General features: G+C 63.6%; 22 protein-coding genes. 12 read left to right on the forward strand and 10 right to left on the reverse strand.

Features of this window, described 5'->3' with window-relative positions; genetic code table 11:
• The first annotated feature begins 66 nt into the window (after positions 1-66).
• The 4 genes from OOJ09_RS12200 to OOJ09_RS12215 are packed head-to-tail and all read left to right on the forward strand — an operon-like array spanning position 67 to position 4,147.
• A complete protein-coding gene (locus tag OOJ09_RS12200; protein WP_269905454.1) occupies positions 67-1,254 on the forward strand; it encodes an ABC transporter permease in 1,188 nt (395 codons plus the stop codon).
• A 1-nt stretch (position 1,255) separates the two neighbouring features.
• Complete coding sequence (locus tag OOJ09_RS12205; protein WP_269905455.1) at positions 1,256-2,071, forward strand: ABC transporter ATP-binding protein; 816 nt, start codon at positions 1,256-1,258, stop codon at positions 2,069-2,071.
• Between the two features lie 14 nt (positions 2,072-2,085).
• Positions 2,086-3,459, forward strand: a complete 1,374-nt coding sequence (locus OOJ09_RS12210) for an MCE family protein (RefSeq protein WP_269905456.1) — start codon at positions 2,086-2,088, stop codon at positions 3,457-3,459.
• Positions 3,460-3,496: 37 nt separating this feature from the next.
• Complete coding sequence (locus OOJ09_RS12215; RefSeq protein WP_269905457.1) at positions 3,497-4,147, forward strand: ABC-type transport auxiliary lipoprotein family protein; 651 nt, start codon at positions 3,497-3,499, stop codon at positions 4,145-4,147.
• A 155-nt stretch (positions 4,148-4,302) separates the two neighbouring features.
• Here the strand turns inward: OOJ09_RS12215 and OOJ09_RS12220 are convergent, their stop codons facing one another.
• The gene (locus OOJ09_RS12220; RefSeq protein WP_269905458.1) at positions 4,303-10,470 is read right to left on the reverse strand and encodes a kinesin; all 6,168 of its coding nucleotides are present in this window, start codon (positions 10,468-10,470) and stop codon (positions 4,303-4,305) included.
• Positions 10,471-10,808: 338 nt separating this feature from the next.
• Here OOJ09_RS12220 and OOJ09_RS12225 point away from each other — a divergent pair, with 338 nt between their 5' ends.
• From OOJ09_RS12225 to OOJ09_RS12235, 3 genes are all read left to right on the forward strand, one after another.
• The gene (locus OOJ09_RS12225) at positions 10,809-11,177 is read left to right on the forward strand and encodes an Hpt domain-containing protein (RefSeq protein ID WP_269905459.1); all 369 of its coding nucleotides are present in this window, start codon (positions 10,809-10,811) and stop codon (positions 11,175-11,177) included.
• Positions 11,178-11,277: 100 nt separating this feature from the next.
• Positions 11,278-11,598 carry a 2Fe-2S iron-sulfur cluster-binding protein gene (locus tag OOJ09_RS12230; RefSeq protein ID WP_091575073.1) on the forward strand — a complete coding sequence of 107 codons (321 nt, stop codon included), beginning with the start codon at positions 11,278-11,280 and terminating at the stop codon, positions 11,596-11,598.
• Positions 11,599-11,681: 83 nt separating this feature from the next.
• Positions 11,682-12,713: an NAD(P)/FAD-dependent oxidoreductase gene (locus tag OOJ09_RS12235; protein WP_269905460.1), complete on the forward strand. Its 1,032-nt coding sequence runs from the start codon at positions 11,682-11,684 to the stop codon at positions 12,711-12,713.
• Positions 12,714-12,717: 4 nt separating this feature from the next.
• Here OOJ09_RS12235 and OOJ09_RS12240 read toward each other — a convergent pair whose 3' ends face one another.
• Together OOJ09_RS12240 and OOJ09_RS12245 are read right to left on the reverse strand one after the other, a co-directional pair.
• Entirely contained in the window at positions 12,718-14,193 is a 1,476-nt protein-coding gene (locus OOJ09_RS12240) for an MDR family MFS transporter (protein WP_269905461.1), read from the reverse strand.
• Between the two features lie 211 nt (positions 14,194-14,404).
• The gene (locus OOJ09_RS12245; protein WP_269905462.1) at positions 14,405-15,025 is read right to left on the reverse strand and encodes a DUF922 domain-containing Zn-dependent protease; all 621 of its coding nucleotides are present in this window, start codon (positions 15,023-15,025) and stop codon (positions 14,405-14,407) included.
• Positions 15,026-15,149: 124 nt separating this feature from the next.
• On the opposite strand from OOJ09_RS12245, the gene folP reads away from it, so the two are divergent.
• The 3 genes from folP to folK are packed head-to-tail and all read left to right on the forward strand — an operon-like array spanning position 15,150 to position 16,861.
• The gene (gene folP / locus OOJ09_RS12250) at positions 15,150-16,001 is read left to right on the forward strand and encodes a dihydropteroate synthase (protein ID WP_269905463.1); all 852 of its coding nucleotides are present in this window, start codon (positions 15,150-15,152) and stop codon (positions 15,999-16,001) included.
• Positions 16,002-16,005: 4 nt separating this feature from the next.
• Positions 16,006-16,365, forward strand: a complete 360-nt coding sequence (gene folB, locus OOJ09_RS12255) for a dihydroneopterin aldolase (RefSeq protein ID WP_091575064.1) — start codon at positions 16,006-16,008, stop codon at positions 16,363-16,365.
• A complete protein-coding gene (folK, locus tag OOJ09_RS12260) occupies positions 16,349-16,861 on the forward strand; it encodes a 2-amino-4-hydroxy-6-hydroxymethyldihydropteridine diphosphokinase (protein WP_269905464.1) in 513 nt (170 codons plus the stop codon). Before folB ends, folK begins: the two co-directional genes overlap by 17 nt.
• Positions 16,862-16,890: 29 nt before the next feature.
• Here the strand turns inward: folK and OOJ09_RS12265 are convergent, their stop codons facing one another.
• Both OOJ09_RS12265 and OOJ09_RS12270 read right to left on the reverse strand, forming a co-directional pair.
• Positions 16,891-17,436, reverse strand: a complete 546-nt coding sequence (locus OOJ09_RS12265; protein ID WP_269905465.1) for a DUF924 family protein — start codon at positions 17,434-17,436, stop codon at positions 16,891-16,893.
• Between the two features lie 13 nt (positions 17,437-17,449).
• A complete protein-coding gene (locus tag OOJ09_RS12270) occupies positions 17,450-19,285 on the reverse strand; it encodes a monovalent cation:proton antiporter-2 (CPA2) family protein (protein ID WP_269905466.1) in 1,836 nt (611 codons plus the stop codon).
• A 400-nt stretch (positions 19,286-19,685) separates the two neighbouring features.
• Here OOJ09_RS12270 and OOJ09_RS12275 point away from each other — a divergent pair, with 400 nt between their 5' ends.
• A complete protein-coding gene (locus OOJ09_RS12275; protein ID WP_172228649.1) occupies positions 19,686-19,952 on the forward strand; it encodes a hypothetical protein in 267 nt (88 codons plus the stop codon).
• 79 nt (positions 19,953-20,031) lie between these two features.
• On the opposite strand, the gene OOJ09_RS12280 is transcribed toward OOJ09_RS12275, so the two are convergent.
• From OOJ09_RS12280 to OOJ09_RS12295, 4 genes are all read right to left on the reverse strand, one after another.
• Positions 20,032-20,586 (reverse strand): hypothetical protein, encoded by a 555-nt coding sequence (locus OOJ09_RS12280; protein ID WP_269905467.1) that lies wholly within the window; start codon positions 20,584-20,586, stop codon positions 20,032-20,034.
• Between the two features lie 123 nt (positions 20,587-20,709).
• On the reverse strand, positions 20,710-21,801 hold the full coding sequence (locus tag OOJ09_RS12285; RefSeq protein WP_269905468.1) for a YcjF family protein: 1,092 nt from the start codon (positions 21,799-21,801) through the stop codon (positions 20,710-20,712).
• Positions 21,798-23,276, reverse strand: a complete 1,479-nt coding sequence (locus OOJ09_RS12290) for a YcjX family protein (protein ID WP_269905469.1) — start codon at positions 23,274-23,276, stop codon at positions 21,798-21,800. Before OOJ09_RS12290 ends, OOJ09_RS12285 begins: the two co-directional genes overlap by 4 nt.
• Positions 23,277-23,352: 76 nt before the next feature.
• A complete protein-coding gene (locus tag OOJ09_RS12295; RefSeq protein ID WP_269905470.1) occupies positions 23,353-23,856 on the reverse strand; it encodes a SixA phosphatase family protein in 504 nt (167 codons plus the stop codon).
• A 259-nt stretch (positions 23,857-24,115) separates the two neighbouring features.
• On the opposite strand from OOJ09_RS12295, the gene dksA reads away from it, so the two are divergent.
• Positions 24,116-24,532, forward strand: a complete 417-nt coding sequence (dksA, locus tag OOJ09_RS12300) for an RNA polymerase-binding protein DksA (RefSeq protein WP_010909647.1) — start codon at positions 24,116-24,118, stop codon at positions 24,530-24,532.
• 175 nt (positions 24,533-24,707) lie between these two features.
• Here dksA and OOJ09_RS12305 read toward each other — a convergent pair whose 3' ends face one another.
• The gene (locus OOJ09_RS12305; protein WP_269905471.1) at positions 24,708-25,454 is read right to left on the reverse strand and encodes a flagellar biosynthetic protein FliO; all 747 of its coding nucleotides are present in this window, start codon (positions 25,452-25,454) and stop codon (positions 24,708-24,710) included.
• Between the last annotated feature and the right edge of the window lie 190 nt (positions 25,455-25,644).

The following is a 25,644-nucleotide window of genomic DNA, read 5'->3' on the forward strand; positions in this document are numbered from 1 at the left end:
TCCGGCTGTGCGACAAGCGTTGTCGGCAAATCGACAGGTCAGACCCGTCAGGCTAAACAGGACGCCATGTTGACCATCGGCAAGCGCGACGCAAGCGGCACGACCGCGGGGGAGGCTGACCACGAACCGCGCGTGGCGATCGGCGAGGAGGACGGCGTTCTTGGCTGCGCGTTCTCCGGAATCTGGACAACACGCACCGTCGCGCTGATCGACACCGATATGCGCAAGATCGAGAAACGGAGTGGTTTCAAGACCTTGGCGCTCGATCTTTCCAACATCGAGAAGATGGATACCGCCGGCGCCTGGCTGATAGACAGGCTGGTCAGCGCTTTCGAGAAAAAGGGCGTCAAGATCCAGCTGCAAGGCCAAAGCGAGATCGCTTCGATACTGCTCGACGCTGTGGGTGAGGCTGTTCGGCGCGAATCCGAATCCGGTCCGGTGCGGCCGCCCAACATCATCATTCGCACGCTGGAGGCGGTCGGCCGGCGCGTCTACGAGATGCGCGACGACTTCCTCGCCTCGATGAACATCCTCGGCGCCACCATCCGCGGCGCGCAGATGAAGCTCGGCCGCGGCCATGCCGTCAATCCCGCGGCGATCTTCAATCAGATAGACCGCATGGGCGTCGGCGCCATCCCGGTGGTGGTGCTGATGTCGGCGATCGTCGGCGCCATCGTCGCCCAGCAAGGCGCCTATCAGCTCAGCTACTTCGGCGCCGATATTTTTGTCGTCGACCTCGTCGGCGTGCTGATCCTGCGCGAGCTCGGCGTGCTGATGACGGCGATCATGATCGCCGGTCGCTCCGGAAGTGCGATTACCGCCGAGATCGGCTCGATGAAGATGCGCGAGGAGGTCGACGCGCTGAAGGTGATCGGGCTTAACCCGATCGGCGTCCTGGTCTTCCCGCGGCTGGTGGCGCTGGTGATCGCCTTGCCGTGCCTGACCATCATCGCCAATTTCGCGGCGCTCGGCGGCGGCATTCTCGCGGCCTGGCTCTATTCGGATATCGCACCCGCCGCCTTCATAGACCGGCTGCGCGTCGCCATCGACCTCAGCACGATTTTCTCCGGCCTGATCAAGGCACCGTTCATGGCCATGATCATCGGCACGATCGCCTCGGTCGAAGGCATGAAGGTCGGCGGCAGCGCCGAATCGCTCGGCCAGCACGTGACCGCCTCGGTGGTGAAGTCGATCTTCATCGTCATCATCCTCGACGGGCTTTTCGCCGTCTTCTATGCAGCTATCGAGTTCTGAGATGAAGCTGCGGAGCAGGACAAAGGCGATCGCGGACGACACGGGCGAGGGCGACATCGTGCTTTCCGCGCACGACATCACTGTGGCCTTCGCCGACAAGGTGATCCTCGACAAGTTGTCGCTCGACATCAGGCGCGGCGAGATTCTCGGTTTTGTCGGCGCCTCGGGCGCCGGCAAGTCGGTCCTGCTGCGCACCATTCTCGGCCTCACGCGCAAGCGGTCGGGCACGATCAAGCTGTTCGGCGTCGATGTCGAGAAGGCGAGCGACGCGGAGCGCCTGCGCATCGACATGCGGCTTGGCGTGCTGTTCCAGCACGGCGCGCTGTTTTCGGCGCTGACGGTCCTGGAAAACGTCCAGGTGCCGATGCGCGAGTATCTCGACCTGCCGCGAAAGCTGATGGACGAACTGGCGATGCTCAAGGTCGAGTTGGTCGGGCTGCCGCCGGACGCGGCGCAAAAATTCCCCTCCGAACTCTCCGGCGGCATGATCAAACGCGCGGCACTGGCGCGGGCGCTGGCGCTTGACCCCGATATCGTCTTCCTCGACGAGCCGACCTCCGGCCTCGATCCAATCAGCGCGGCGGAATTCGACGAACTGGTGGTCAAGCTGCGCGATACGATGGACCTGACCGTCTATATGGTCACGCACGACCTCGACACACTTTTCACTGCTTGCGACCGCGTGGCCGTGCTCGGCAACAAGAGAGTGCTGGTCGAAGGCACCATCGACGACATGCTGAAGAGCGAGGAGCCGTGGGTAAAATCCTATTTCCGCGGAAAACGCGCCCGGCAACTTGATCTTGCGGCGCGCGCATAGCCATAAGTGAAGCAATGGAAACCAGAGCCAACTACGTCATTGTCGGCATCTTCACGCTGGTTGCGATCCTGGCGGCGTTCGCCTTCGTCTACTGGACGGCGGCGATCGGCGACAAGGGCGAGACCACGTTGCTGCGCGTGCGCATCCCGGGCTCGGCTTCCGGGCTTGGCCGCGGCAGTTTCGTGCTGTTCAACGGCGTCAAGGTGGGCGACGTCAGGCGCGTCTATATCGATGTCGACAATCCGACGGTCGCCATCGCCGACACCGAGATCGACCGCTTGACGCCGATCACCAAGTCGACGCAGGCCGATATCGGCCTTGCCGGTCTCACCGGGCAGGCCAATATCGAACTCAAGGGCGCCGACCCCAAGGAAGTAAAACTCCTCGACCAAGCAGAGAAGGAGGGCAAGGTCGCCGAGATCGTTGCCAACCCCTCGGCGGTCACCAACCTCTTGCAGACCGCGCAGAACATCTTCAGCCGCGCCGACAAGGTGCTGACCGAACTCGAAGGCTTCACCAAGGATGTCCGCGGACCGCTGACCGACACCGTCAAGAACGTGCAGACCTTCTCCGATGCGCTGGCCAAGAATTCCGACGGGATCGACAAGTTCCTATCCAGCGTCAGTGCGCTGTCCGACGAGTTGAAGGGTGTTTCCGGCAAGCTGGATGGCACGCTGAAGGCAGCCGAAGGCCTGCTCAATGCCGTCGACAAGGACCAGATCAAGAGCATCGTTGCCAATGTCGATACAGTGACGTCAAACCTCAAGGAAACCTCGAAGCAGTTCGACACGGTCATCAAGAACGTCGATACGGCGGTTGGGTCGGTCAACGATTTCGCCAAGCAGACGCAAGGCACGCTGGCCAAGGTCGACGGCGTGCTGGAGGGCATCGATCCGGCGCAGGTGCGCACCGCTCTGGCCAACATCCAGAAGGCGAGCGAAAACGCAGACAAGGCTGCCGCGGACATCGCCAAGGTGACCGACAAGTTCGCCAACCGGGCTGATGATATCGACCAGACGATCAAGGATGCCAAGCAACTGGCCCAACGACTCAACGATGCCTCGGTGCGTGTCGACGGTATCCTCGCCAAGGTCGACACCTTGCTTGGTTCGGGGCAGGCCGATGGCGTGATGGCTGACGCCAGGGCTACTCTGAAGTCGTTCAAGCAGGTTGCCGACACGCTGAATGCCCGCCTGGGCGTCATAACCGACAATCTGGCGCGATTCTCCGGCCAGGGCCTGACAAACGTCGAGGCGCTGGTGCAGGACAGCCGTCGCTCGATCACCCGCATCGAGGAGGCGGTGACCGATCTCAGCCGAAACCCGCAGCGCATCCTTTCGGGTGGTGACGGCGAGGTTCGGCAGTTCGATGGCAGGGCGCGGCGTTGACTTCGGCGGCCGCTCGCCCCAAGAACATGAGCTGCGGATGCGGGTTGATCTTACGATCCGGGGACAACGGGGATCGCGCGTGAAGTCGGTGTGGGCGAGAACGAGCGGGTTGACATCGGCTGCGGCACTGCTTGCGCTCTCGCTTGCCGGTTGCGCGGCGCTGGGCGGCAAGCCTGCGCCGCTGGATACATTCGAGCTTTCGGCGCCGTCGATCGACGCGCACGGCCACAGCCGCCGCCAGATTCTCATTGCCCAGCCCTCCGCGCTCAAGGCGCTGGACAGCCAGAACATCGTCATCAAGCCGTCGGATCGTTCGATCCAGTATCTCAAGGGCGCGCAGTGGGCCGACCGGCTGCCGTTGATCGTGCAGGCGCGGCTGGCCGAGACCTTCCAGCGCTCAGGCAGCTTTGCCGGCGTCGGCAAGCCGGGCGAGGGCCTGGCGATCGACTACCAGGTGATCGTCGAGATCCGTTCCTTCGAAGTGCGCGTCAACGGCGGCGAGCATGCCGAGGTCAACCTGTTCGTGCGCATCCTGAACGACCGCAACGGCGAGGTGCGTGCCTCCAAGAGCTTCACCGCATCCGCGCCCGTTTCAGGCAGCGGCAATCCCGCCTATGTCAACGCGCTCGACAATGCTTTCGGGGATGCGGCCAAGCAGATCGTGCGCTGGACCGATTCGGTGATCTGATCTCCGTAAGGGCTTGATCGCGCAACGCTTGTGAAAACGCCAATGCCGGAGGCCCTGCAAGGGACGCGGTGCCGCGGACGCGCCAACACAACAAATCGATCGAAATGAAAAAGGCGGGAAATTTCCCGCCTTTTTTGTCTGTTGCAGGACCGTGCCTAGTGCAGGCGGCCGCTGGCATGGGCCAACATGGTGTAGACCTTGCCGGTGTCCGACGTCAGATAGGTCTGCGCCATGATGTTGTCGCGGTCGTTGCGCGCGACATCCTTGAGCAGCTTCTCGAAATCGTCGCAATAGCGGTCGACGGCGGCGCGGAACTCGGCCTCCGCCTGATACTTGCGGCGGATCTCGTCAAACGTCTGCTGACCCTTCAGCGTGTAGAGCCGCCGGGTGAACACGTCACGCTCGCCGCGCCGATAGCGGTTCCACAACTCGATCGAAGCGTCGTGGTCGATGGCCCGCGCGATATCGACGGACAGCGAGTTCAGCGATTCCACGACGTGCAGCGGCGAGCGCTGGGCAGGAGCCGCGCGCGGCGCTTCCGCTGGCGTTGACGGCCTGGCTTCCTCTTCGCGCGATGCTCCGCTCAGCAGATCACGGACCCAGCCGCCTTGCGGCGTACGGGCGCTGGCGTCGGCACGCTGGCGCGGTGCCGCCTCGGCCGGACGCTCGAGGTCGAGCGTGCCGCGCAGCGCGGGGCCGCCCAACGGTGCCTGAGGTGTGCGAAGCTCCGGCTGTGGTGCCGGCGCGCGACGCGGTGGCTCCGGGGCGCGTGCGGTTGGCGCTTGCGGCGCCGGGCGCAGATTGCGCGGTTCAGAGGTATCGCCGCCGCGGCCGGACTTCGCAACGATGTCCGAAAGCTCTTTCAAGGCGTTGATCTGCTCGGAAACGGCACGGCGGATGGCCGAGGTCGATTCCTTTGCCTCTTCCGGCATCTCGATGACGCCCTTCTTGAGTTCGGCGCGGGTGAGGTCGAGCTCGCTCTTGATCGAGCCCGCGGTGCGGCGCATCTCCTCGGTCGCATCTGCGAAGCGCTTGGTTGCCGAATCGACGACATCGGTGATGGCGTTGCGGATCTTGTCGGCCGACTCCATCGTCTTGCCCTCGGCGTTCTGCAGCGTCTGGCCGACGAGGCTCTCGAACGAGCGCATGACCCTTTCGAGATCTTCCGACTTCTTGACCAGGCCGACTGCGAGGTCCTCGAGCGACGATTGCCTTTCGAGCGTGTGCTCGAGATTGCTCTGGGCCGAGCTCAGCAGGTCCGAAGCACTGGACAGCAGGCGGCTGTGTTCGTCGAACTTGGTGGCGATCGAGGCGACCTCGCGCAAGGTGGACGAAGACAGTTCCGTCAGCCTCGTCGTGTTCGAATCGACCAGCCGCGCCGAGCTGGCAAAGGTCTGCGCGGCCTTCTCCGTGGTGGCGGCGAAGCTTTGCGTGCTGCCGCTGAGCCGTTCGTCGACCTGGCCGAGATTGACCGCGGCCTGGTCGATCAACTGACCGAGCTGCGAGCTGGACTTGGTCATGCGGCCAATGAGGTCGGCGACGCTGTCGGACAGCGACGAGCGGGCGCCTTCGACGGCCGACAGCGTCTCGGCCGTGCGGCTGGCGAGCGCGTTGACCAGTGCGGCATTCTCGCTGCGCAGCTTTTCCGTGGCGCGTTCGGTGACCTCTTCCATGCTCTTTTGCAGTTCCGAGCCGCCCTGGGCGAAGCGCTCGACCAAAGGCCGCGCGGTTTCGTCGAGGATCTTCGACATTTCGGCCGAGCGCGCCGCGAGCATGGTGTTGAGCTCGCGGGTGTTGGCGCCGATGGTCTTGGCGGCGTCGTTGGTGCTCTGGCCGATATGCTGGCCAACCGCGGTGAAGGTCTCCGCGATGACGTTGGCGCGCGACACGAGTTGCGCCTCGGCATTCGACACCTGCTCGTTGAGCTTCTGGCCCATCGTCTCGGCCGTGTAGGCGAGACGATTCTCGACTCCGGCGATCTGCTCCTCGACACGGGCGGCCGCGGCCGCCGCGCTCGATGCGAGCCGCTCGTCGGCACCGGCAAGCGCCTGTTCGATCTCGCGGGCATGGACGGCCAATTCCTGGCCGGTCTGCCGTGCGCGGTCGGCGACCCTCTGCTCGGTGCTGGCGAAAGCACCGACGATGGTCTCCGCATGCTCGCCGATCGTCGACGTGCTGCTGGTGATGCGCGAGACAAGGCGCTGATCGGCATCGTCGAAGATGCGGCCGATCTCCGACGCGCGGCTCGACAGCGCTTCGGAACCTTCGGCGATGCGCGAGACCAGCTGCTGGTCGGCGGCGTCGAAGATGCGGCCAAGGTCCGATGCACGTGCGGCAAGCGCTTCGGCCGATTCGCCGATGCGCATGCCGAGCCGCTGGTCGGCGCTTTCGAAGTTGCGCAGAATGTCGCCGGCGCGCGCGGCAAGCGACTGTGCCGTTTCGACGGCGCGGGCGACCAGCTTCTGGTCCGCCATGTCAAAGGTGCCGGCAATCTCACTTGCGCGAGCGGCCAGTTGATCGGCGGTTTCATGGGCGCGAGCCAGCAGCGAACTGGAGGTGTCGTCCGCGCGGGCAAGAAGGGCGTTCGACGTGTCTTCCGCACGGGCGTGCAGGCGACGATCGGCCTCCTCGAAGGTGCGGGCGATGTCTTCGGCCCTCGCCAGCAGGGCAGCGGAGGTCTGCTCGGCGCGCTCGGCGATCCTGCGGTCGGCGTCGCTGAACGCCGCACCGGCCTGCTCATGCAGCGTGCTGGTGACTTCCAGGACCTTTTCGCGCAACGCGCCGGCAACGAAGACCGCACTCTTCTCGAGCACGCTGCGGACGTTGTCGACACCCGTCGAGAGCGCCCGCTCCATGGTGCCGGCGCGTTCCTCGATGATGCCGGTCTGGCGGCTGAACGCCTGCTCGATCTTCTCGACGTCGGCGGCGATCGCATCGGAAATGCCGGTGCTTCGGGCGGCGATCTGGTCGATGTGGCCCGACAGCGAGCGGTCGACGTCCTTGCGGGTCTCTGCGAGCTTGCCGAGATCGTCTTCCAACGCGCGGCTCAGCATATTGCGGCCTTCGGCCAGCTTGCCGACATGTCCGGCGACGATGTCGTCGATGTCGCCGCGGCTTTCGGTCAGCTTCTGCAGGTCGGCTTCGAGGGCGCGCTTGAGAATGTCTCGGCCCTCGGCCAGCTTCTCCACCTGACCAGCGACCAGGCCGTCGATGCTGGAGCGGCTTTCGGCAAGCTTGGCCAGATCGGCTTCTAGCGCCCGCTTCAGGATATCGCGGCCTTCGGCCAGCTTCTCGACCTGGCCGGCGACCAGACCATCGATGCTGGAGCGGCTTTCGGCCAGCTTGGCGAGGTCGTCCTCAAGCGCCTTCGATAGGGTCGAACGCTCCTGAACAAGCCTTTCCGCGTGGTTGTTGACGAGACCGCCGACGTTTTCAAGATCAGCCTGGAGCGCCTTCGACAGCGTCGAGCGGTCCTGGGCGAGCCGTTCGGAATGGCTGTTGACCAGGCCGTTGACGCTTTCGAGGTCGGCTTCGAGCGCCCGCGCGAACTGTGCCCGGTCGTCGATCAGTTTCTGCGATTGGTCGGCAACGGTGCCCTTGACCGCATTGAGGTCGGCTTCCAGCGCCCGCCGCAGGATGTCGCGGCCCTCGGCCAGCTTCTCGACCTGGCCGGCGACCAGCCCGTCGATGCTGGAGCGGCTTTCGGCCAGCTTGGCGAGGTCGTCCTCGAGTGCCTTCGACAAGGTCGAGCGATCCTGAACGAGCCTGTTCATGTGATCGGCGATGACGCTGTTCACATTCTGCAGGTCGGTTTCCAGGGCCCGCGAAAGCTGCCCGCGATCGTCGGCCAGCTTTTCCGACTGGCTGGCGATGACGCCCTTGATCGTGTTGAGATCGGATTCCAGCGCACGCTTGAGGATATCACGGCCCTCGGCCAGCTTCTCGACCTGGCCGGCGACGAGGCCGTCGATGCTCGAGCGGCTCTCGGCCAGCTTGGCAAGGTCGGCCTCAAGTGTCTGCGACAGCAGGCCGCGGTCTTCGGCCAGCCGCCCTGAATGGCCCTCGATCAGGCCACGTATGCCGGACAGATCATTGTCGAGCGAGCGGGAAAGCTGCGTCCGGTCCTCCGCCAGCTTGGCGGAATGGGTTTCGATGAGGCTCTTGATGCCGATGATGTCGTTTTCCAGCGCCTTGGCGAGCACGGCGCGGCCCTCGGCGATCTTCTCGACCTGGCCGGCGACGAGGCCGTCGATGCTGGCGCGGCTGTCGGACAATTTGCCGAGATCAGCCTCCAGCGCGCGCGACAGGATGTTGCGGCCTTCAGCCAGTTTTCCGACGTGTCCGGCAACCATTTCATCAATGATCGTGCGGGCTTGCACCAACTTCCCGGAGTCTTCGTTCAAGGCGCTGGAAAGCCTGTTGCGGCCTTCTTCCAGCCTTTCGAGATGGCCGCCCAGCGACGCGTCGATGGCTGCCCTCGATTCGTTGACCTTGCGCAGGTCCTCCTCGAGCGCGCGCGAGATCAGGTTGCGGCCTTCGGCCAGCTTCTGCACCTGGTTGGTCACCGCCGCATCGATGCCGGCGCGGCCCTCGGCGAACTTCGCCAGGTCGGCCTCCATGGCCGCGGCCATGCGCTCGCGGCTTTCGGAAAGCTTGCGGCTGTGGTTTTCCACGGCTTCCTCGATGCCGACGCGGGCATCGGCAAGCCGCTGGATGTCGCTGTCGAAGGAGCGCGACACGACATGGCGCGCCGCTTCCATGCGGCCGGCGAAATCGCTGGCGCGGGCTTCGAGCATGGAGGAGGTGGACATGACGATGTCGGCCATGTCGGCCCCGATCTGGGTCTTGCCCTGATCGATCATCGCCGACAGCGTGTCCTTGCTCTCGGCAAAGGTATGAGCGATTTCGCGGGCGCGTTCGACCAACGTCTCGTTGATCTGGCGGGCGCGGGCCTCGAGCGCCGCGTTGAGCTTCTGCGTTCCGGTGTCCAGCGCCTCGGCGCGGGTCTGGAATTCGCTGATCAGCGCCTGGCCGCGTTCGGCCAGCGTCCGCTCGATGCCGCTGAGGCTGGCTTCGAATTCGGAACTCAGCGTGCGCGCGGCACCGCCAAGCAGCGACACCATGCCGGTGGTGCGATCGTCGAGCAGGTCGGTCAACGACCGTGTCAGGCCGTCCGTGGTGTCCGTCAGCTTGGCAATGCGCGTATCGAGAAGGCTGGCGAAGGCCTCGCCCGAGGTCGACAGCCGGTCGGTGATCGAATCGAGCCGGCCTTCCACCGAATCGAAGATCGACATCGAGCTTTCATTGATACGGTCGATAAGGGTGTCGCCGGAATTGGTGATCGTCATCGACAGCTTGGTCGAAGCATTGAGGATGCTGTCGCGGATGATGTCGCTGGCGGCGCCGATCTCGTCCTTCAGCGTCTCGTGCGCCCCGGTGATCGAGGCGCGGACCCGCTCGGCGTGGGTGACAACGGCTTCGCGCTCGCTGCCGAGCCCGTCGACGAGCGAACGGATGCGGGATTCGTTTTCCGAATAGGAGCGTTCGATCTGGTTCACTTCGCTGTGGACCAGCGTTTCCAGCTCGACGGCGCGGGCAAGGGTGCGTTCGATGCCTTCGCCCATGGCCGCGACTTCGCGACGGACGGCCTGGCCGATCATCATGACGCGGTCCTGGGCAAGGTTTTCCGGCTCGGTCAGGCGGAACGCCACTTCAGTCATCGACTGGGCGGCAATGCGCATTTCCTGGGCGCGGCGAATCATCGCCGCAAAGGCCCAGAACAGGATGACGGGCACAATCGCCGCGACCGCCAGGCCGATCAGCTCGGGACGGGCAAAAAACTGGTCGAGCGTACGGATCCTCCAGATGCTCGGCCCGAAAAGGAGATTGGCCAATCCGCCGGCGCCGGCGATCCAGGCGAGCGAGACAAAGGCAACAACCCAGTAAATGGTGTTCGAGGCGCGCCTGTTGAGGCTGTGAAGGAGCGTCTTGTAGTCCTTCTGGCGATCGTCATTGGCTGGCGCGAAACCGGCGGGCTGGGCGCCATTGCGTGTTTCAACGGGACGTAACTCGGCAGGCTTGGCCTGGGGCGCGGGTTTCGCGGCCTGGCTCTGATTGACGGCGGGCGCCGGCTTCTGATTGCGTCCCTCACGCGCCAATTCGTCGGCGGCCTGGGATATCTGCGCCTCCAGATCTTCCATCGAAGCCGCGATGTCAAGGTCGCCGCTGCCGATATCGCCGCTGAGGTCGATATCGAGCGCCTTTTCCAGTTCCCTGGCCACGTCGCTGTCGAGAGTTCTCGTCGTCGTTGGTTTCTTCGCCATGCCTTCGCTACCCTGTACTAGCTGCCGCGGGCTTATAATTCTGTTTGTCGTACCCCCGCGCAGGAGGCTGAAAATGGACCCTCGTATCGTGCCGCGGGCTTATAATTCTGTTTGTCGTACCCCCGCGCAGGAGGCTGAAAATGGACCCTCGTATCGTAATGACACAGGGGGGTAAAGAAAACATGCATTCCGCGAGATACGTAAAACTTTAAATATAAGGTTAACAGAACCGTGATTCCGGCGCCGCTTTCGCAACATTTTTCCGGGCCACTCATTAACCCGTTGTGCATTGGATTCGCCTAGGTTTTCGGCGGTCGAACAAACGGAGTTCCAAATTCATGCGTGGCGAAAACGGCGTTGCCTTTTCAATGCCCGGGGGCGACGTATCCGGTCCAAGGCGATCACGGCCGGTCGATTTGGCACATCTTGCCCGCCAGACGATGGGCGACCGCAGCCTCGAACAGGAGGTGCTGGCGCTCTTTGTACAACAGGCGCTGTCGGTGCGCGACAGAATAGTCGACGCCAATATCAAGGACCGCCTGCTGCTCGCGCACGGGCTGAAGGGATCGGCACGGGGCGTGGGTGCCTTTGCCATTGCCGATTGCGCCACCGAGATCGAGCACCGGCCGGAAGACGATCAGACGCTCAGGCGGCTTGGTAGGCTGATCGACGAAGTGCGCGATTTCATAGCCGCCATCAATCGCTGAGCCCGGTTTGCGGAAAAACGTCAGGGAGCGGCGCTTTCGCGCGGCAGTTGACTTGTCTGCCGGAGTGATTATCTCGGCTGAGACTCCCTTCAGGTGACAAATGACCAAGCTGACTTTCATCGCCCATGACGGCACACATTTCGACATGGACGCCGAAAACGGCTCGACGGTCATGGAGAACGCGATCCGCAATGCGGTGCCGGGGATCGAGGCGGAATGCGGCGGCGCCTGCGCCTGCGCGACCTGTCATGTCTATGTCGACGAAGCGTGGACGGCGCTGGTCGGCGAACCGGAAGCGATGGAAGAGGACATGCTGGACTTCGCCTACGACGTCCAGCCGAATTCGCGGCTGTCGTGTCAGATCAAGGTGCGCGACGCGCTTGATGGCCTGGTTGTCCGCGTGCCCGCCCGCCAGGGCTGAGACACCGGTTTTTTGCCGACTGCTGCTTGGCAGCGGCGGATTGCTCATGCAGTGTCTCGACAACACACAGCGAGGCCCTTCGCATGACCGACATCACCAAGACAGACGTGCTCATTGTCGGGGCGGGGCCGGTCGGCCTGTTCGCCGTGTTCGAGCTCGGCCTGTTCGACATGAAGTGCCATTTGATCGATATCCTCGACCGGCCAGGCGGCCAGTGCGCGGAACTCTATCCGGAGAAGCCGATTTACGACATTCCCGGCTGGCCTTCGATCTCGGCGCAGGGACTGGTCGACAAGCTGCTCGAGCAGATCGCACCGTTCAAGCCCGACTTCACCTACAACCGCATGGTTTCCAGCCTCGAAAAGCTGGAGGACGGCGGTTTTCGCGTCACCACCGACGAGAACGAGGTGTTCGAGGCCAAAGTCGTGGTGATTGCCGCCGGCGGTGGCTCCTTCCAGCCGAAGCGTCCCCCGATCCCGGGCATTGAACCCTATGAAGGCAAGAGTGTCTTCTATTCGGTGCGCCGGATGGAGGACTTTCGCGGCCACGACCTCGTCATTGTCGGCGGCGGCGATTCGGCGCTCGACTGGACGCTGAACCTGCAGCCTGTGGCCAAGAGCGTGACGCTGGTCCACCGGCGGCCGGAATTCCGCGCGGCGCCCGACAGCGTCAACAAGATGTATGCCATGCAGGAGATGAAGCAGCTGGCGTTCCGGGTCGGGCAAGTGACCGGACTGGCCGGCGCCGACGGCAAGCTCTCATCTGCCGTCATCAAGGGGCCGGACGGCGATGTCGAGGTGCCCTGTACGCGCATGCTGCCGTTCTTCGGCCTGACCATGAAGCTCGGACCGATCGCGGAGTGGGGCCTCAATCTTCACGAGAACCTCATTCCGGTCGATACCGAGAAGTTCCAGACATCGGTGCCCGGCATCTTCGCGGTCGGCGACATCAACTGGTATCCGGGCAAGCTGAAGCTCATCCTGTCGGGCTTCCACGAAGTGGCGCTGATGGCGCAGGCCGCCAAGCGCATCATCAGCCCCGGCGAGCGCATCGTGTTCCAGTACACGACCTCGTCCACGAGCCTGCAGAAGAAGCTTGGCGTCGTGGAAACCTGAGCTCTCAGTCAGCCAGCACGGGAGCCTCGGGGTGGCCGCGCAGCGGCTTTTCCGGCATCAGCCCGAGCGCGACCAGCGCCATCAACAGCATTGCCGCCGCCGCGAGGAAGATCATGACGAATGCCGCGGCCTCGACGGCGGCACCAGCCGCCTGCACGCCTTCGCTGGCCAGCGGCAGGCCGTAGCCGAGCGCGACCGCGCCGAGTATGGCGACGCCAAGCGCGCTGCCCAACGAGCGAAGGAAGGTCAACACGCCGGTGGCGACGCCCAGATGGGCCTGATCGACGGCGTTCTGAACCGACACGGTGGCAACCGGAAATGTCGTCCCGCTGCCCAGGCCGATACAGGTCGTCAGGATCTCGACGGTCAGCAGCGAAGCATGTCCCGCCACCAGGCTGAGCACGCCGAGGCACAGGATGGCGAAACCCACCCCGATCATCGCGATCCGCTTGTAGTGAACGAAACGCTGAATCGTGCGGCCGCCGAGTGTCGCGCCGGCAACGGTGCCGAGCATGAGCCCGAGCATGGCGGTTCCCGATGCACTGGCCGACAGCCCGAGGATCGACTGCAGGTAGACCGGCAGGTAGACCGCCAGGCCGATATTGGCGGCCTGCAACAGGAACATCGAGAGCGTGCCGGCAAGAACGATCGGATTGCCAAGCACTTCGAGCGAGACCAGTGGCTCGGCGGCACGCAGCAACCGCAGCGCAAAAAAGCTCCAGATGACCGCCGAGCAAGCGAGCAGTCCGAGGATTTCGCGCGACATCCATGGATATTCGCTGCCGCCCCAGTTCAACGCCAGCAGCAGCAAGGCGGTGGCCGCGACGAGCAGCAGCGCGCCGAGACCGTCGATGCGATGATGTTTCGCGGCGATCGGCAACTTCTTCAGTGGTTTGTTGATCATGGCCATGGCGACAAGACCAAGCGGAATGTTGATCCAGAAGATCAAGGACCAGTGCAGGTGTTCGGCGAAGGTGCCGCCCAGAAGCGGACCGGCGATGCTGGCGACCGCCCAGGTGCCCGAGATCCACGCCGTGTAACGGGCGCGCTCTCGCGGCGGTACGAGGTCGCCGATCACGGTCTGCGCCAGCGCAAACAGGCCCCCGCCGCCGGCGCCCTGGATCGCGCGGCCGACGATCAGCACCAGCATATTGGGCGCCATGGCACTGACCAGGGATCCGGCAAGGAATATGAGGATCGCTGCATAAACCGTCGGCCGGCGACCATGAACGTCCGAGATCTTGCCATAGAGCGGTGCCACCGCCGTGGCGGTCAGGAGATAGCCGGTGACGATCCAGGGCAGATATTCGGCATGGCCAAGCAGGCGCGCCATCGTCGGCATCGCCGGGGCGACGATGGTCTGATCGAGCGCGGCCAGCAGCATGGACAGGAGAACGCCGCCGATGATGGCATTCTTTTCGCCTTCGCTGAGCGGCGCATCCGTCTTAACCGCCGTCTGCTTGCCGACAGCCTGGTCCATGTCCATTCATCCGTATGCTTGTGGCTGGCCGGCGTCATACAGCCATCCCGGTGCGTTGCGCCGCATTGATCTTTCGAGGTTCGCATCGCGAACCTGACATATGTCGTCCCGTATAGGCGGATTTCGACGGGTGCTCGAAAATTTTTCGAAGCTGGTACCATGCTTTGGCTGAATTGGCTCGCGCCGGCACCGTTCAACGCATCGCCAGGACTCAGGCCGGTGGTGGCAGCCGGCCGTTCTCGATGCGCTCCGTCCGGTAACGCAGCAGCCGCAGGATGCGACTTTCGAAATTGACGCTTTCGACGCGGTCGAACCGCAATTGATCCTGATCGTGCCTGGCGAGCACTGCCGCGGTGATTTCGGCGGCCTTGGCCTTGGCTGCCTCGCAATTCCTTTGCGGGTAGGTTGCTTTCAGGGCGTCCTCGAGTTCGCGGCCATGGTTCCTGGCAATCTCCACATGGCGCTCCTCATGACGTTTGATGTCGGCGGACAACGTATCCCAGAACAGCCTCACATCGGCATCCGCCTTGCGTGGGCGGCGCCACTCGGGAAGGATCACCTTCACCTTGACGGTCACCACCGCATCGGCGATGCGGCAGGACTTCGATGTCTGCGCATAGCTGATGCGGGTTGTGAACGCCATCTGCGTGGCGCCCGGGTGGCGCCCCCCCGTGCTTTTCACCTCGGGACCACGTTTGGAGAGCTGCATCTCGATATCGTCGAGCGTGCTGCCGTCAATGGAAAAATAGCTGTATGTCTTGACGAGATTGGCCGCGCCCGCCGGTAGCGGGCTCACGGCGAGCAGCAGTGCGCCAAGCAGGGATCGTTTCATGCAAAGCATGGATCGTTTCATCATGTTGCCTCTTCGACCACCTTGCTTTACGGGCGTTGCCAGCGCAACGGAATTGATCCGCTGCGGATCACACATGGTTGATGAGCCCCATGGTTGCTGAGCAATGACGGCCAGGCGATGGCAACTGGCGCATGGACGCCATCTCGAGCTTGGCGGCAAGGCGGTGGTCGTCGGCATCCTCAATGTCACGCCTGATAGTTTTTCCGACGGCGGTCTGTTCGATGCACCCGAAAGGGCGCTGGTCCAGGCACGCCGCATGGTGGGGGAAGGGGCGCTGGTCGTCGACGTCGGCGGAGAATCAACCCGCCCCGGCGCCGCCGCTATATCGGCCCGCGAGGAACAGGCCCGCATCCTGCCCGTGATCGAGGCGCTGGCGAGCGCCGGCGAGGTGCTGATTTCGGTCGACACCTATCGCGCGGACAGCGCCCGGCTTGCCGTCGCCGCCGGCGCGCATATCGTCAACGATGTCTGGGGGCTGCAGCGCGAGCCCGACATTGCGCGTGTCGCCGCCGACACCGGCGCCGGCCTTGTCATCATGCATACAGGGCGAGATCGCGAGAAGTTGCCGGACGTGATCGCCGACCAGTTGGCGTTCCTCGGAAAATCGCTGCAGATCGCGCGCCGACACGGTGTCACGGACGACCATATCGTGCTTGATGCCGGTTTTGGCTTCGCCAAGGAGACGGCCGAGGAAAATCTCGACCTGATGGCGCGGTTTTCCGAACTCCACGCGCTCGGCTTTCCGCTGATGGCCGGCACGTCGCGAAAACGCTTCATCGGCACCGTCACCGGCCGCGACGCGGCCGACAGAGCTGCCGGAACGGCGGCGACCAGCGTTATCCTGAGGCTCAAGGGCGCCGATCTGTTTCGCGTCCATGATGTCGCATTCAACGTGGACGCGCTGGCGCTCGCAGATGCTATGCTGGCGCGTGAAACCGAGCGAGCGGGCTGCTGAAGCAATGTATGTCATCCGCATGAAGAACTGCGCCTTCTTTGCCCGGCACGGCGTGCTGGACGAGGAGGAAAGGCTCGGTCAGCGCTTCTATGTCGATGCCGCTCTCACGGTTGATCCAGGCCGGGCCCTCGTCGAGGATTCCATCGAGGACACCGTCAACTATGGTATCGCCTTCACGGTGATCGAAAAGATCATTACGGGGCAGCGGCGCTTTCTGATCGAGGCCTTGGCGCTCGAAGTGGCCCGTGCGCTGACGGCGCGTTTCCCGCAGATCAAAAAAGCCGAGATCACGGTGCGCAAGCCCAACGCCCCGGTGCCCGGTGTGCTCGATTACGTCGAGGTGACCGTTGTCTGGCCCGAATAGCACGGTCTACCTCAGCCTTGGCGGCAATCTCGGCGACCCGGCGAAGTCGATGGGCGCGGCGCTGCGCATGCTGGATGCCGATGGCGACACGCGTGTCACCGGCGTCTCCTCGCTTTATCGCACCCCGCCCTGGGGCAAGCTCGACCAGCCGGACTTCCTCAATGCGGCTGCGGAAATTTCCACCGGGCTTGCGCCGCGTGCCTTGCTCGACCTCTGTCTCGATGCCGAGCGCAAGCTGAAGCGTGTGCGCGAGGAGCGCTGGGGGCCGCGGCTGATCGATATCGACATTCTGGTGTTTGGCGAACGCGTCATTCACGAGACTGGCCTGGAAGTGCCGCATCCGCGCATGCTGGAGCGCGCCTTCGTGCTGGCGCCGCTGGCCGAGATCGCGCCCGGCCTTGTCGTCGGCGGGCGCAGCATCACGGACCGGCTGGTTGCCGTCGACACCTCTGGTATCGAACGATTGCCATCCGGCCGGGATTGGTGGCTGGTCTGACGTCTGGGCGAGGCAACGGCGGGACGCTTTTAACCGGAAAATCCGCCGCCATCCAGGAACGCCTGCTCCTGCGGTGTGGTCTCGCGGCCAAGCATCCTGTTTCGGTGCGGAAAGCGGCCAAAGCGCAGGATGATGTCACGGTGCTCGACAGCGTACTTCAGATAGGGTTCGGCCCTGGCCTGGGTCAGATCGACCGACATGTGCTGGTCGGCGAGAAGTTCCGAATGCTCGTACGGCAGATAGAGGAAGACGCGGATTTCTTCGTCGAGCTCCAGATCATGGCCAGCCGCGATCGCCTTTCCGGCGAAATATCTGGCGAGCGGGTCGGTCGCGTACATGTGGCCGGTGCCGCGAAAGCAGTTTCGCGGAAACTGGTCGAGCAGGATCATCAGCGCCAGCGAACCCTCGGCACGCGCCGACCAGCCGTCGCATTCACGCCGCGCGGCTGCATGGTGCAGGTCGAGGAAGCGGTTGCGGAAGTCGGCATCGAAAGCCTCGTTCTTCTCGAACCATGCATCCTCGCCGGCATCACGCCAGAATTTGGTGACCGACAGGGCTCTGCTGTCCAATTCCATGCTGGTTCCTTGTTCAGTCCGCGGGTTCGGATTTGTGCAGCACGCCGGCCGTCTCTTCGTTGAGTGCCTGGCCGGCGCGGCGCGGCTGCGTAAGGGGTGTGGGGATGGGGGTGCCGATATTGCCCTTCAGGAAGCGCTGCCCGGCGCGGATGCCTTCGGCGAGCTGCGTCTCGAAGCGGGCGGCGTCGCGGCGGCGGACATCCTCGATGACGTCGGCCACATCTTCCGGATCGACGCCGAGTGATTCCAGGGCCGAGCCGCCGAAAACCAACGCCGATTCGAAGGTTTCGCGCAGCTGGAAGTCGACTCCGGCGCGAATGAGCTGCAGCGCTGTTCCGCGGTCGAAGGCTCGTGCCAGGACCGTGAGCAAAGGGAATTCGGCCTTGATCAGCTGGGCGATGCGAACGGCGACATCGGGTTTGTCGACGCAGATCAGCACGGCGCGCGCCCGGCCGGCGCCGGCGGCATGCAGGATGTCCAGCCGCGTGCCGTCGCCATAATAGACCTTGAAGCCGAAATCGGCCGCGGCCTGGATCATTTCGACCTCGTTGTCGATGATCGACACATCGATGCCGCGCAGCAGCAGCGGCTGGCTGGCGATCTGGCCAAAACGGCCGAAGCCGATGATCAGGACGCTTCCGGTAAGGCCGTCTGCAACGTCGACCCCGTCGAGCGACTGCTCGTCGCGCGGCGTGAGGTACCGCAGCGCGATGATCGCCAGTGGCGTCAGCACCATGGAGATGATGACGACCGCGGTCAGCGTCGCGTTGGCCTGGCTGTCGATGATGCCGACCGCGGCGGCGGCGGAATAGAGGACAAAGGCGAATTCGCCGCCTTGCGCCATGAAGACCGCACGTTCCAGCGCTTCGCGGTGGCCGGTTTTCAGGATGCGGGCGACGATGTAGATGCCGAGCGCCTTCATCACCATGTAGGCCACGACATAGATGGCGATCAGCCGCCAGTTCTCGACCACCACATGCAGGTCGAGCGACATGCCGACCGCAAGGAAGAACAGGCCGAGCAGGATGCCGCGGAACGGTTCGATGTCGGCTTCGAGTTGATGGCGGAAGGTCGATTCGGACAGAAGCACGCCGGCCAGGAATGCACCCATCGCCATTGACAGGCCACTGAGCTGCATGGCGAGCGCGGACCCGAGAACGACCAGAAGTGCCGCCGCCGTCATCACTTCGCGGGCACGGGCATCCGCCAGGATGCGGAAGAACGGATTGAGCAGATAGCGTCCGGCGAGCACCAGTCCGACGATCGCGGCGAGGCCGATGCCGATCTCGGTCAGGCGTTCCGTCAGGCTGGTATCGGCACCGCCGGGGGCCAGGAACGCGATCAAGGCCAGCAGCGGCACGATCGCCAGATCCTCGAGCAGCAGGATGGAGACGATGCGCTGGCCTTTCGGCGCGGCGATTTCGCCGCGCTCCTCGAGCAGTTGCATGACGATTGCCGTCGAGGTCAGCACGAAGCCGGCGCCGGCGACGAAGGATTGCGAGATCGGAAAGCCTCCCGCCACGCCGACACCGGTCAGCAAAACGGCGCAGACGCCGACCTGCAGCGCACCGAGGCCAAAGATCTCGCGGCGCAGGCCCCACAGCCGTGACGGCTGCATTTCCAGCCCGATGATGAACAGGAACATCACCACGCCGAGCTCGGCGACATGAAGAATGGCTCCTGATTCGGAGAAGATGCGAAGACCGAATGGGCCGATCACCACGCCGGCGGCCAGATAGCCAAGAATGGAGCCAAGGCCCATGCGCTTGAAGATGGGAACGGCGACAACGCCGGCAGCAAGCAGTGCCACCACCTGGACCAGATCGCTGTTCGATGCCTCTACCGCCATGCCCGCCATTCCGCTCGTTTGAGGACCGCAGCCTTATGCAGCCGGAGCTGCAGCACAAGACGGTCCTCGCGGACACCCAAAAGACGCTGCAACGCTTTAATTTTGCGCATGATCCCCAGCGAAAATCGATTCCGATTTTCGTAAGGCGGCATTTTGATGTGCGCATGATACCGGCGAAAATCGATTCGATTTTTACAGGTATGCGCCAAGCGGCACAGATAAGAGCTTCGGCAGGGGGCGAACAGTGCAAGTCCCACCGGCAATGTTGTAGGCGCGTTACACAAGTTTACGCCAGACGCGCGTTGCTTGTTGCCACAATCGAAGGCTAAGGACGATTGGCTTCGGCCATTGGAGGGCGAGCGACGATCAAGTCGCGCCCTTTTTGAGGAGAGTGACTGACATGAAGAAGTTTTTGTTTGTTGCCGTCGGCTTGGCGGTGCTTGCTGGTTCGGCTTGTTCGAAGGCGCCGGAGTGCACGACCGAGATCGCGACCAAGAAGGCGCAGGACATGGCTGCCGCGCTGCAGGAGGCGATCACCAAGGATCCGTCCAAGGCGGCTGATCTGACGGCCAAGGTCCAGGCGGTGACAACCAAGTATCAGGGCGCGACGACACTGGCCGACGCCTGCAAGGCCTATGACGAGGTGACGGCCGCGATCAAGGGCTAAGTGCCTCGATCAAAACGGTTTCAACGAGGCGGTGACCGTTGGGTCGCCGCCTTTTCTGTCTCAGGCGACCGATGATTGTTCAGTTCCGCGCGATGGAGCCGACTTCGACCGTATCAACGCGCTTCAGGCTCATGCCGATCACAGGCACCAGCTGATCGGAGACTCGGACCGCAACGGTTACCGTCATCGAATTGTCGTCGGGGATGCGAGCCTGCATCACACCGCGCAGCTGGTTGCGATTGATGGTGAAAACCACCTTGCGGGCATCGACCACATTGCCGCCGACGATATCGAGGCCGGCACCGGCCGCGCCGCCCATGAAGCTGCCCTTGTAGCCCTCGCGGCCCTTGCGCTCGATCCTGGCCGACATCTGCTGGGTGAACATGCCTACCCGGCAGCCGCCATCGAGCGTCATGCCCATCTTGCCGTCGGGCGTCGAGCCGGTGAAGCTGCAGTTGAATTTCGTGCCTTTGTACTTGCCGGCGACGATTTCGCCGGGGCCGACCCACTTGCCTTCGGCCGAGTGGAAGAACTGCTTGTCCGGTTCCGCCGCGGAAGCCCCTGAGGCAATACCGACGACTGCGGTGATCGCGGCCGCCAAGGGCAGGACGCTGGACAGAATTACGCTTTTCATCGACGACACCCGGCAACAAAGAGGCTGTTTGAAACCCGTCTGACCATGAACAAGATTGGTTAATGCTTCGTCACTGCGAGGCCTCGAAACCGCAACCCGGCAATCGTGCGGAAGATCCGGGCGTTATTTGCCGGACTCGGTTGTTTCGGCGTCCTTCCTTGTTGCAAACGATGTCAGCGCGGAGAGGAAATCGCCCAGTCCCGGGCGCCTGGCGGCGCTGAAGGGCAGGGGTCTTGCCGTCTCCATTGCCGCGATGCCGATGCGCGCCGTCATCATGCCGTTGATGACACCCTCGCCAAGTTTTGCCGAAAGGCGTGCCGCCAGGCCGTGGCCGACGATCTGCTGGACAAAACTGTCGCCGACCGCGATCGCGCCGGTGACCGCCAGATGGGCGAGCACGCTGCGTGCCAGGCGGAAGAAACCCAGCGTTCCTGGCCGCCCGCCATAGAGTTCCGACAGGCGGCGAATGAGGCGCCCGGCCTCGAACACGACATAGGCGACATCGACGAGCGCGCGCGGGCTGACCGCCGTCACCAGCGAAACGCGCTTGGCGGCCTCGAGAATCATCACCTTTGCCCTGGCATCGAGAGGGCCGAGAATTTCCGCTTCGGCCAGGCGCACCAGATTGCCGCCGTCGATGATCTCCCCGCGCAGTTCGGCGAGCGCGCGCCGGCCGGCCGCGGTCTCGGGTTTGGCCGCGACAAAGGCAGACAGCTCGTCGACAACCGACCGTGCCACCGTGGGATCGTCACGCGCGATCGCATCGAGAGCCCGTTTCTGCAGCTTTTCGACTTCGGCGAGGCGGGCAATGGCCAGGAACTCGCGAATCAGGATGACCAGGAGTGCCAGTACGGCGATGGCCGCCATGCCGGCGGCCAGCCAGCCCAGCCATTCGGCGCGCATGAACAGGTCGCGTATCAGCTGATCGGTCCACAGGCCGACAGCCAGCGAAATCAGCACTCCAAACGCGCCGAAGAAGATGCTGCCGAGCAGCGAGCGTTTTCCGGGGGCGATCGCTGGTGGCGGTTCGGCGGCGACAATGTCGGGCTCGTCGAAGACGTCGACCTGTGCCGGTATGACCAGCGCGGTGTCGGTCTTCATCGCGCGGGGTTTCCGCAGGGTCTCGGCCCGGGCGCGGCGCGCCTCCGGCGCCTCTTGTCTTGATACGGCTTCCGGCTCGATGCGGAATGCCGCCGGCTTGCGGGGCGCGGTCATGCCAGATGATCTCCAATCAGGAACTGCAAGGCGCGGTCGAGCCTGATATGCGGCAGCGACAGCGTGACGCCTTCGGCCGTGCGTTCGAGCTTTGGCGGGCGGAAGCGGACGAAGCGGATTGTCGGATCGACGGAGTCCTGCCGGTGGTCGGGTCCCGAAACATCGAACACAGCATCAATGTTCTCCGGTAAATCACCGGGAAATATGGCCGTTTCCGTCTTTCCATCAAACGTTTCGCCATTGATCTTCTCGCCAGCGATCGGCGTGCCGATGATGACTGGAAGCGTCTCTCGGCCTTGCTTGACGGTGCCCTCGCGCGTCGCGCGCACGGCCGCCATGGCGACCACATCGACATCGGCGCCGGTGAAATTCGCACGCGCCACGGCGCGGTCGGCCAGCCGCCGTACGATCGCCTGCAGACGGTCATGGCTTTCATGGTGCAGGTGATCGGCCTTTGTAGCGGCAACCAGAATGCGGTCGATGCGCCGCGAAAACAGGTCGGTGAGGAAGCTGCCCCGGCCAGGGCGGAAACAGCTGAGGATCTCGGTCACCGCACGCTCCAGGTCAGCCATGGCTCCGGGGCCTGCGTTCAGCGCCTGCATGGCGTCGATCAGCACGATCTGGCGATCGAGACGCGCGATGTGTTCGCGGAAGAAGGGTTTGACGACATGGGTCTTGTAGGCCTCGTAGCGCCTTTCCATCATGGCGTGCAGCGACCCGGGGCGCGGGCGCCTGTCGCCGACATCAGCCAGGGGCGCGAAGGTCAGCGCCGGAGAGCCTTCGAGATCGCCAGGCATCAGGAAGCGACCGGGCGGCAGGGTCGAAAGCGCCCGCTCGTCGAGCTTGCACGCTTTCAGGTAGGCGGCGAAGCTTTCGGCCAGACGACGCGCGGTCATCTCGTCGGCGTCGGCGTTCGGGTCGATTTCGGCTGATATCGCCCGCCAGGCCCGCGACAGGTCCTCGCGCACCGGCAGAGAGGCCAGTTCGAGCGCCTCGCGCGAAAAATCGGCGAAGGATTTGCCCAGCAGCGGCAGGTCGAGCAGCCATTCACCTGGATAGTCGACGATATCGACCGACAGTTTGCCGGAGGAGAACATGCGGCTCCAGCCGGAGGCCGATTCATATTCGATGGTCAGCCGCAGCTCCGAAATGGCGCGTGTGGAATCAGGCCAGGCGCGGTCGTTGACCAAGGCGGCGATATGGTCTTCGTACTGGAAGCGCGGTACGGCATCGTCCGGCTGCTGCTCAAGGAAAGCGCGGGCGATGCGCCCGGATTTCTGCCCCTCGAACAGCGGCAGGCGCCCACCATGGATCAGGTTGTGAACAAAGGCGGATATGAATACCGTCTTGCCGGCGCGTGACAATCCCGTCACGCCAAGGCGCAGCGATGGAGAAAAAAGCCCGGTGGCGCGGCCCGACAGCGTGTCGAGTGCAATTCTCGCCTCGTCGGTGAAGGTGGTCAGCGATGATGCCAAAGTATGATCTTTCGGGCTTCGGTCCGTCCGATATAGGCTCTGGAACCCGGCTTTGAAATGGCGCCGGAGATCGACATCAGAGATCGGCGGGTGTCAGGAACGCCTCGAGATAGCCGGTGCCCTGGGCGGCTTTCGCCAGATCGCCACCGAAGCGGACGACCGCCAGGCCCGAAGTCGGGAAACCGTGGTTCAGCGTCGCCCGGGCCATCTCGTCGCCGTCGCCCGAAACCGCCAAGGCGAGATCTTCCATCATCGGGTTGTGGCCGATGACCAGCAACGAGCTGGGACCGCCATTGCCTCGTATTGTGGACAGGTATCCGGCGGCGTCTTCACTGTAGAGTGTATCGAGGAACAAAACCTTGCCAGTGTCGGTCTGATTGGCCAGCCCCTCCAGCGTCTCGCGCGCTCGTTTGGCATTGGAGCAAAGGGTGAGGTCCGGAATATAACCTCTGGCCCGCATGGCTGCGCCCATTGCCTCGGCATCGGCGCGGCCGGATGCATCGAGCGGACGATCGAAATCGCGAACGCCAGGCAGTGCCCAGCCGGCCTTGGCATGTCTCAACAGATAAAGTCTGCTCACCGAACCCCCGTTGGTGTCGCGTAGCGAAGCCCAGGACGTTGTTGGATTAGCCATGAGAAAGGCCGGGCGCACAATGGCCCTTTCCCATCAAGCATAACGAATCACGTGTGAATTTGCTCGCATCGATCTCGGAAGGGACGCCGCTGATGTCCCGCTGCCTGACATTAACAATTGCGTGAGACGACGGCCGATTGCGCTTGTGCAGGCGTTTGGCGGCGAATATATAGGCCCGAAATTTGGGGCAGTTTGGGTGAGTCGAATGAACGACATCGTTACCGCCGATTACGTACCCTCCGAAGACGAGCCGTTCATGAACGAACGGCAGAAATCCTACTTCCGCCTGAAGCTCGTCACATGGAAGAATGACATATTGCGCGAAGCGCGCGAAACTCTCGAAATCCTGCAGCAGGAAAACGCCAACCACCCTGATCTCGCCGACCGCGCCTCTTCGGAAACCGACCGCGCAATCGAGCTCAGGGCCCGAGACCGTCAACGCAAGCTCATTGCAAAGATCGACTCCGCCTTGCAGCGCATCGACGAAGGCACCTATGGCTATTGCGAGGAGACCGGTGAGCCGATCGCGTTGAAGCGGCTCGATGCGCGTCCAATCGCGACGTTGTCGATCGAAGCGCAGGAGCGGCACGAGCGCCGCGAAAAAGTCTATCGCGACGACTGACGCATCGCCCAAAAAGGGCTGTGTCCAGGACAGTTCGCGGCGATGCCGATGTTGAAATGGCCGGCTTTCCGGCCATTCTCCTTGGCACGCCACGCATCCAGTGCAAAAGACCTAAAGCAAGCCCAAGGTCCCGACCAGTCCAATTCCCCCTGGCTGGCGGCGGCTCAGGATCTGATCATCTCTTCTGGCTGGCGAGTTCGCCCAGAAGCTTGGTCATTTCATCGTCGAGCGACGGCGGTGCCTTTGCCGCGGGTTTGCCCACCGGGCCGCCTGAACGGGGCTGGTCGAGCGACACTTCGAGCTCCCTCATCAACGTATCGTCGATGCTGTCCTGTGGCGGCGAAGGGGGCACGTGCCGAATGACATTGGCGTTCGCCGACCCATAGGCGGGCAACGGCGTGACATTGGTCGGCTGGTAGCTTTGCGTCACCAGTTTCGGGGCTGGCGCTGGGGCCGGCGCGGCCGGACGCGGACGGGCAGGCGCCGCCGTGGTCACCGGCTGCGGAGCGGGGGCCTGTCTTGGAGGCGGTGGAGCGGGTTGAGGCGCACGCGGCCTCGCCGCCGGGGCGGCGGTGGCCTGGACCGGCTGCAAGCCGCCATCTCCGGTCAGCGCTGGACGGCGCGGCGCCGAAAGCCGGATATCGCGTTCGACGACAACGTCGGTCGGGCCGCCAATCAGAATCAGATGTTCGATGTCATCCCGACGCACCAGCACCAGGCGGCGATGACTGTCGACGGCGGTCGCGTCCATGACGGCCAGCCGCGTCTTGCGGTTCCTGCCGCCGGCGACAAAGGTTCCGAAGGTCAGGTTGCGCACGAGCCTAATGATGACGAGAACGATGACCAGCAGAATAAGAGCTGCAAAAGTCCACAGCAGTGCCGCGGCATAACCGGGGCCCGCCACGCTATCCAGCCATTGCATTGGTTTCCCCTGATCGTCTTTGGACTTTGGAAGTGAGGCGACACTAGACCGTAGCGACTGGCCACCGCAAGTTGCCATTCATGCTCGTGAACAGCTTGAAAACTCCGAAGGCAAAAGGACATCATTTTTATCGGACATTTGCCACCCAGGCCTTTTCCCGACCAGGAGAATGTGATTCAACCCGCTAGGG

Source organism: Mesorhizobium qingshengii (genome assembly GCF_027563465.1).
Classification (GTDB): Bacteria; Pseudomonadota; Alphaproteobacteria; order Rhizobiales; family Rhizobiaceae; genus Mesorhizobium; species Mesorhizobium qingshengii_A.

Coding starts and splice junctions, on each gene's coding strand:
- OOJ09_RS12200 (WP_269905454.1), top strand. CDS start 67: ATGTTGACCATCGGCAAGCGCGACGCAAGCGGCACGACCGCGGGGGAG.
- OOJ09_RS12205 (WP_269905455.1), top strand. CDS start 1,256: ATGAAGCTGCGGAGCAGGACAAAGGCGATCGCGGACGACACGGGCGAG.
- OOJ09_RS12210 (WP_269905456.1), top strand. CDS start 2,086: ATGGAAACCAGAGCCAACTACGTCATTGTCGGCATCTTCACGCTGGTT.
- OOJ09_RS12215 (WP_269905457.1), top strand. CDS start 3,497: ATGCGGGTTGATCTTACGATCCGGGGACAACGGGGATCGCGCGTGAAG.
- OOJ09_RS12220 (WP_269905458.1), bottom strand. CDS start 10,470: ATGGCGAAGAAACCAACGACGACGAGAACTCTCGACAGCGACGTGGCC.
- OOJ09_RS12225 (WP_269905459.1), top strand. CDS start 10,809: ATGCGTGGCGAAAACGGCGTTGCCTTTTCAATGCCCGGGGGCGACGTA.
- OOJ09_RS12230 (WP_091575073.1), top strand. CDS start 11,278: ATGACCAAGCTGACTTTCATCGCCCATGACGGCACACATTTCGACATG.
- OOJ09_RS12235 (WP_269905460.1), top strand. CDS start 11,682: ATGACCGACATCACCAAGACAGACGTGCTCATTGTCGGGGCGGGGCCG.
- OOJ09_RS12240 (WP_269905461.1), bottom strand. CDS start 14,193: ATGGACCAGGCTGTCGGCAAGCAGACGGCGGTTAAGACGGATGCGCCG.
- OOJ09_RS12245 (WP_269905462.1), bottom strand. CDS start 15,025: ATGAAACGATCCCTGCTTGGCGCACTGCTGCTCGCCGTGAGCCCGCTA.
- folP (WP_269905463.1), top strand. CDS start 15,150: ATGACGGCCAGGCGATGGCAACTGGCGCATGGACGCCATCTCGAGCTT.
- folB (WP_091575064.1), top strand. CDS start 16,006: ATGTATGTCATCCGCATGAAGAACTGCGCCTTCTTTGCCCGGCACGGC.
- OOJ09_RS12265 (WP_269905465.1), bottom strand. CDS start 17,436: ATGGAATTGGACAGCAGAGCCCTGTCGGTCACCAAATTCTGGCGTGAT.
- OOJ09_RS12270 (WP_269905466.1), bottom strand. CDS start 19,285: ATGGCGGTAGAGGCATCGAACAGCGATCTGGTCCAGGTGGTGGCACTG.
- OOJ09_RS12275 (WP_172228649.1), top strand. CDS start 19,686: ATGAAGAAGTTTTTGTTTGTTGCCGTCGGCTTGGCGGTGCTTGCTGGT.
- OOJ09_RS12280 (WP_269905467.1), bottom strand. CDS start 20,586: ATGAAAAGCGTAATTCTGTCCAGCGTCCTGCCCTTGGCGGCCGCGATC.
- OOJ09_RS12285 (WP_269905468.1), bottom strand. CDS start 21,801: ATGACCGCGCCCCGCAAGCCGGCGGCATTCCGCATCGAGCCGGAAGCC.
- dksA (WP_010909647.1), top strand. CDS start 24,116: ATGAACGACATCGTTACCGCCGATTACGTACCCTCCGAAGACGAGCCG.
- OOJ09_RS12305 (WP_269905471.1), bottom strand. CDS start 25,454: ATGCAATGGCTGGATAGCGTGGCGGGCCCCGGTTATGCCGCGGCACTG.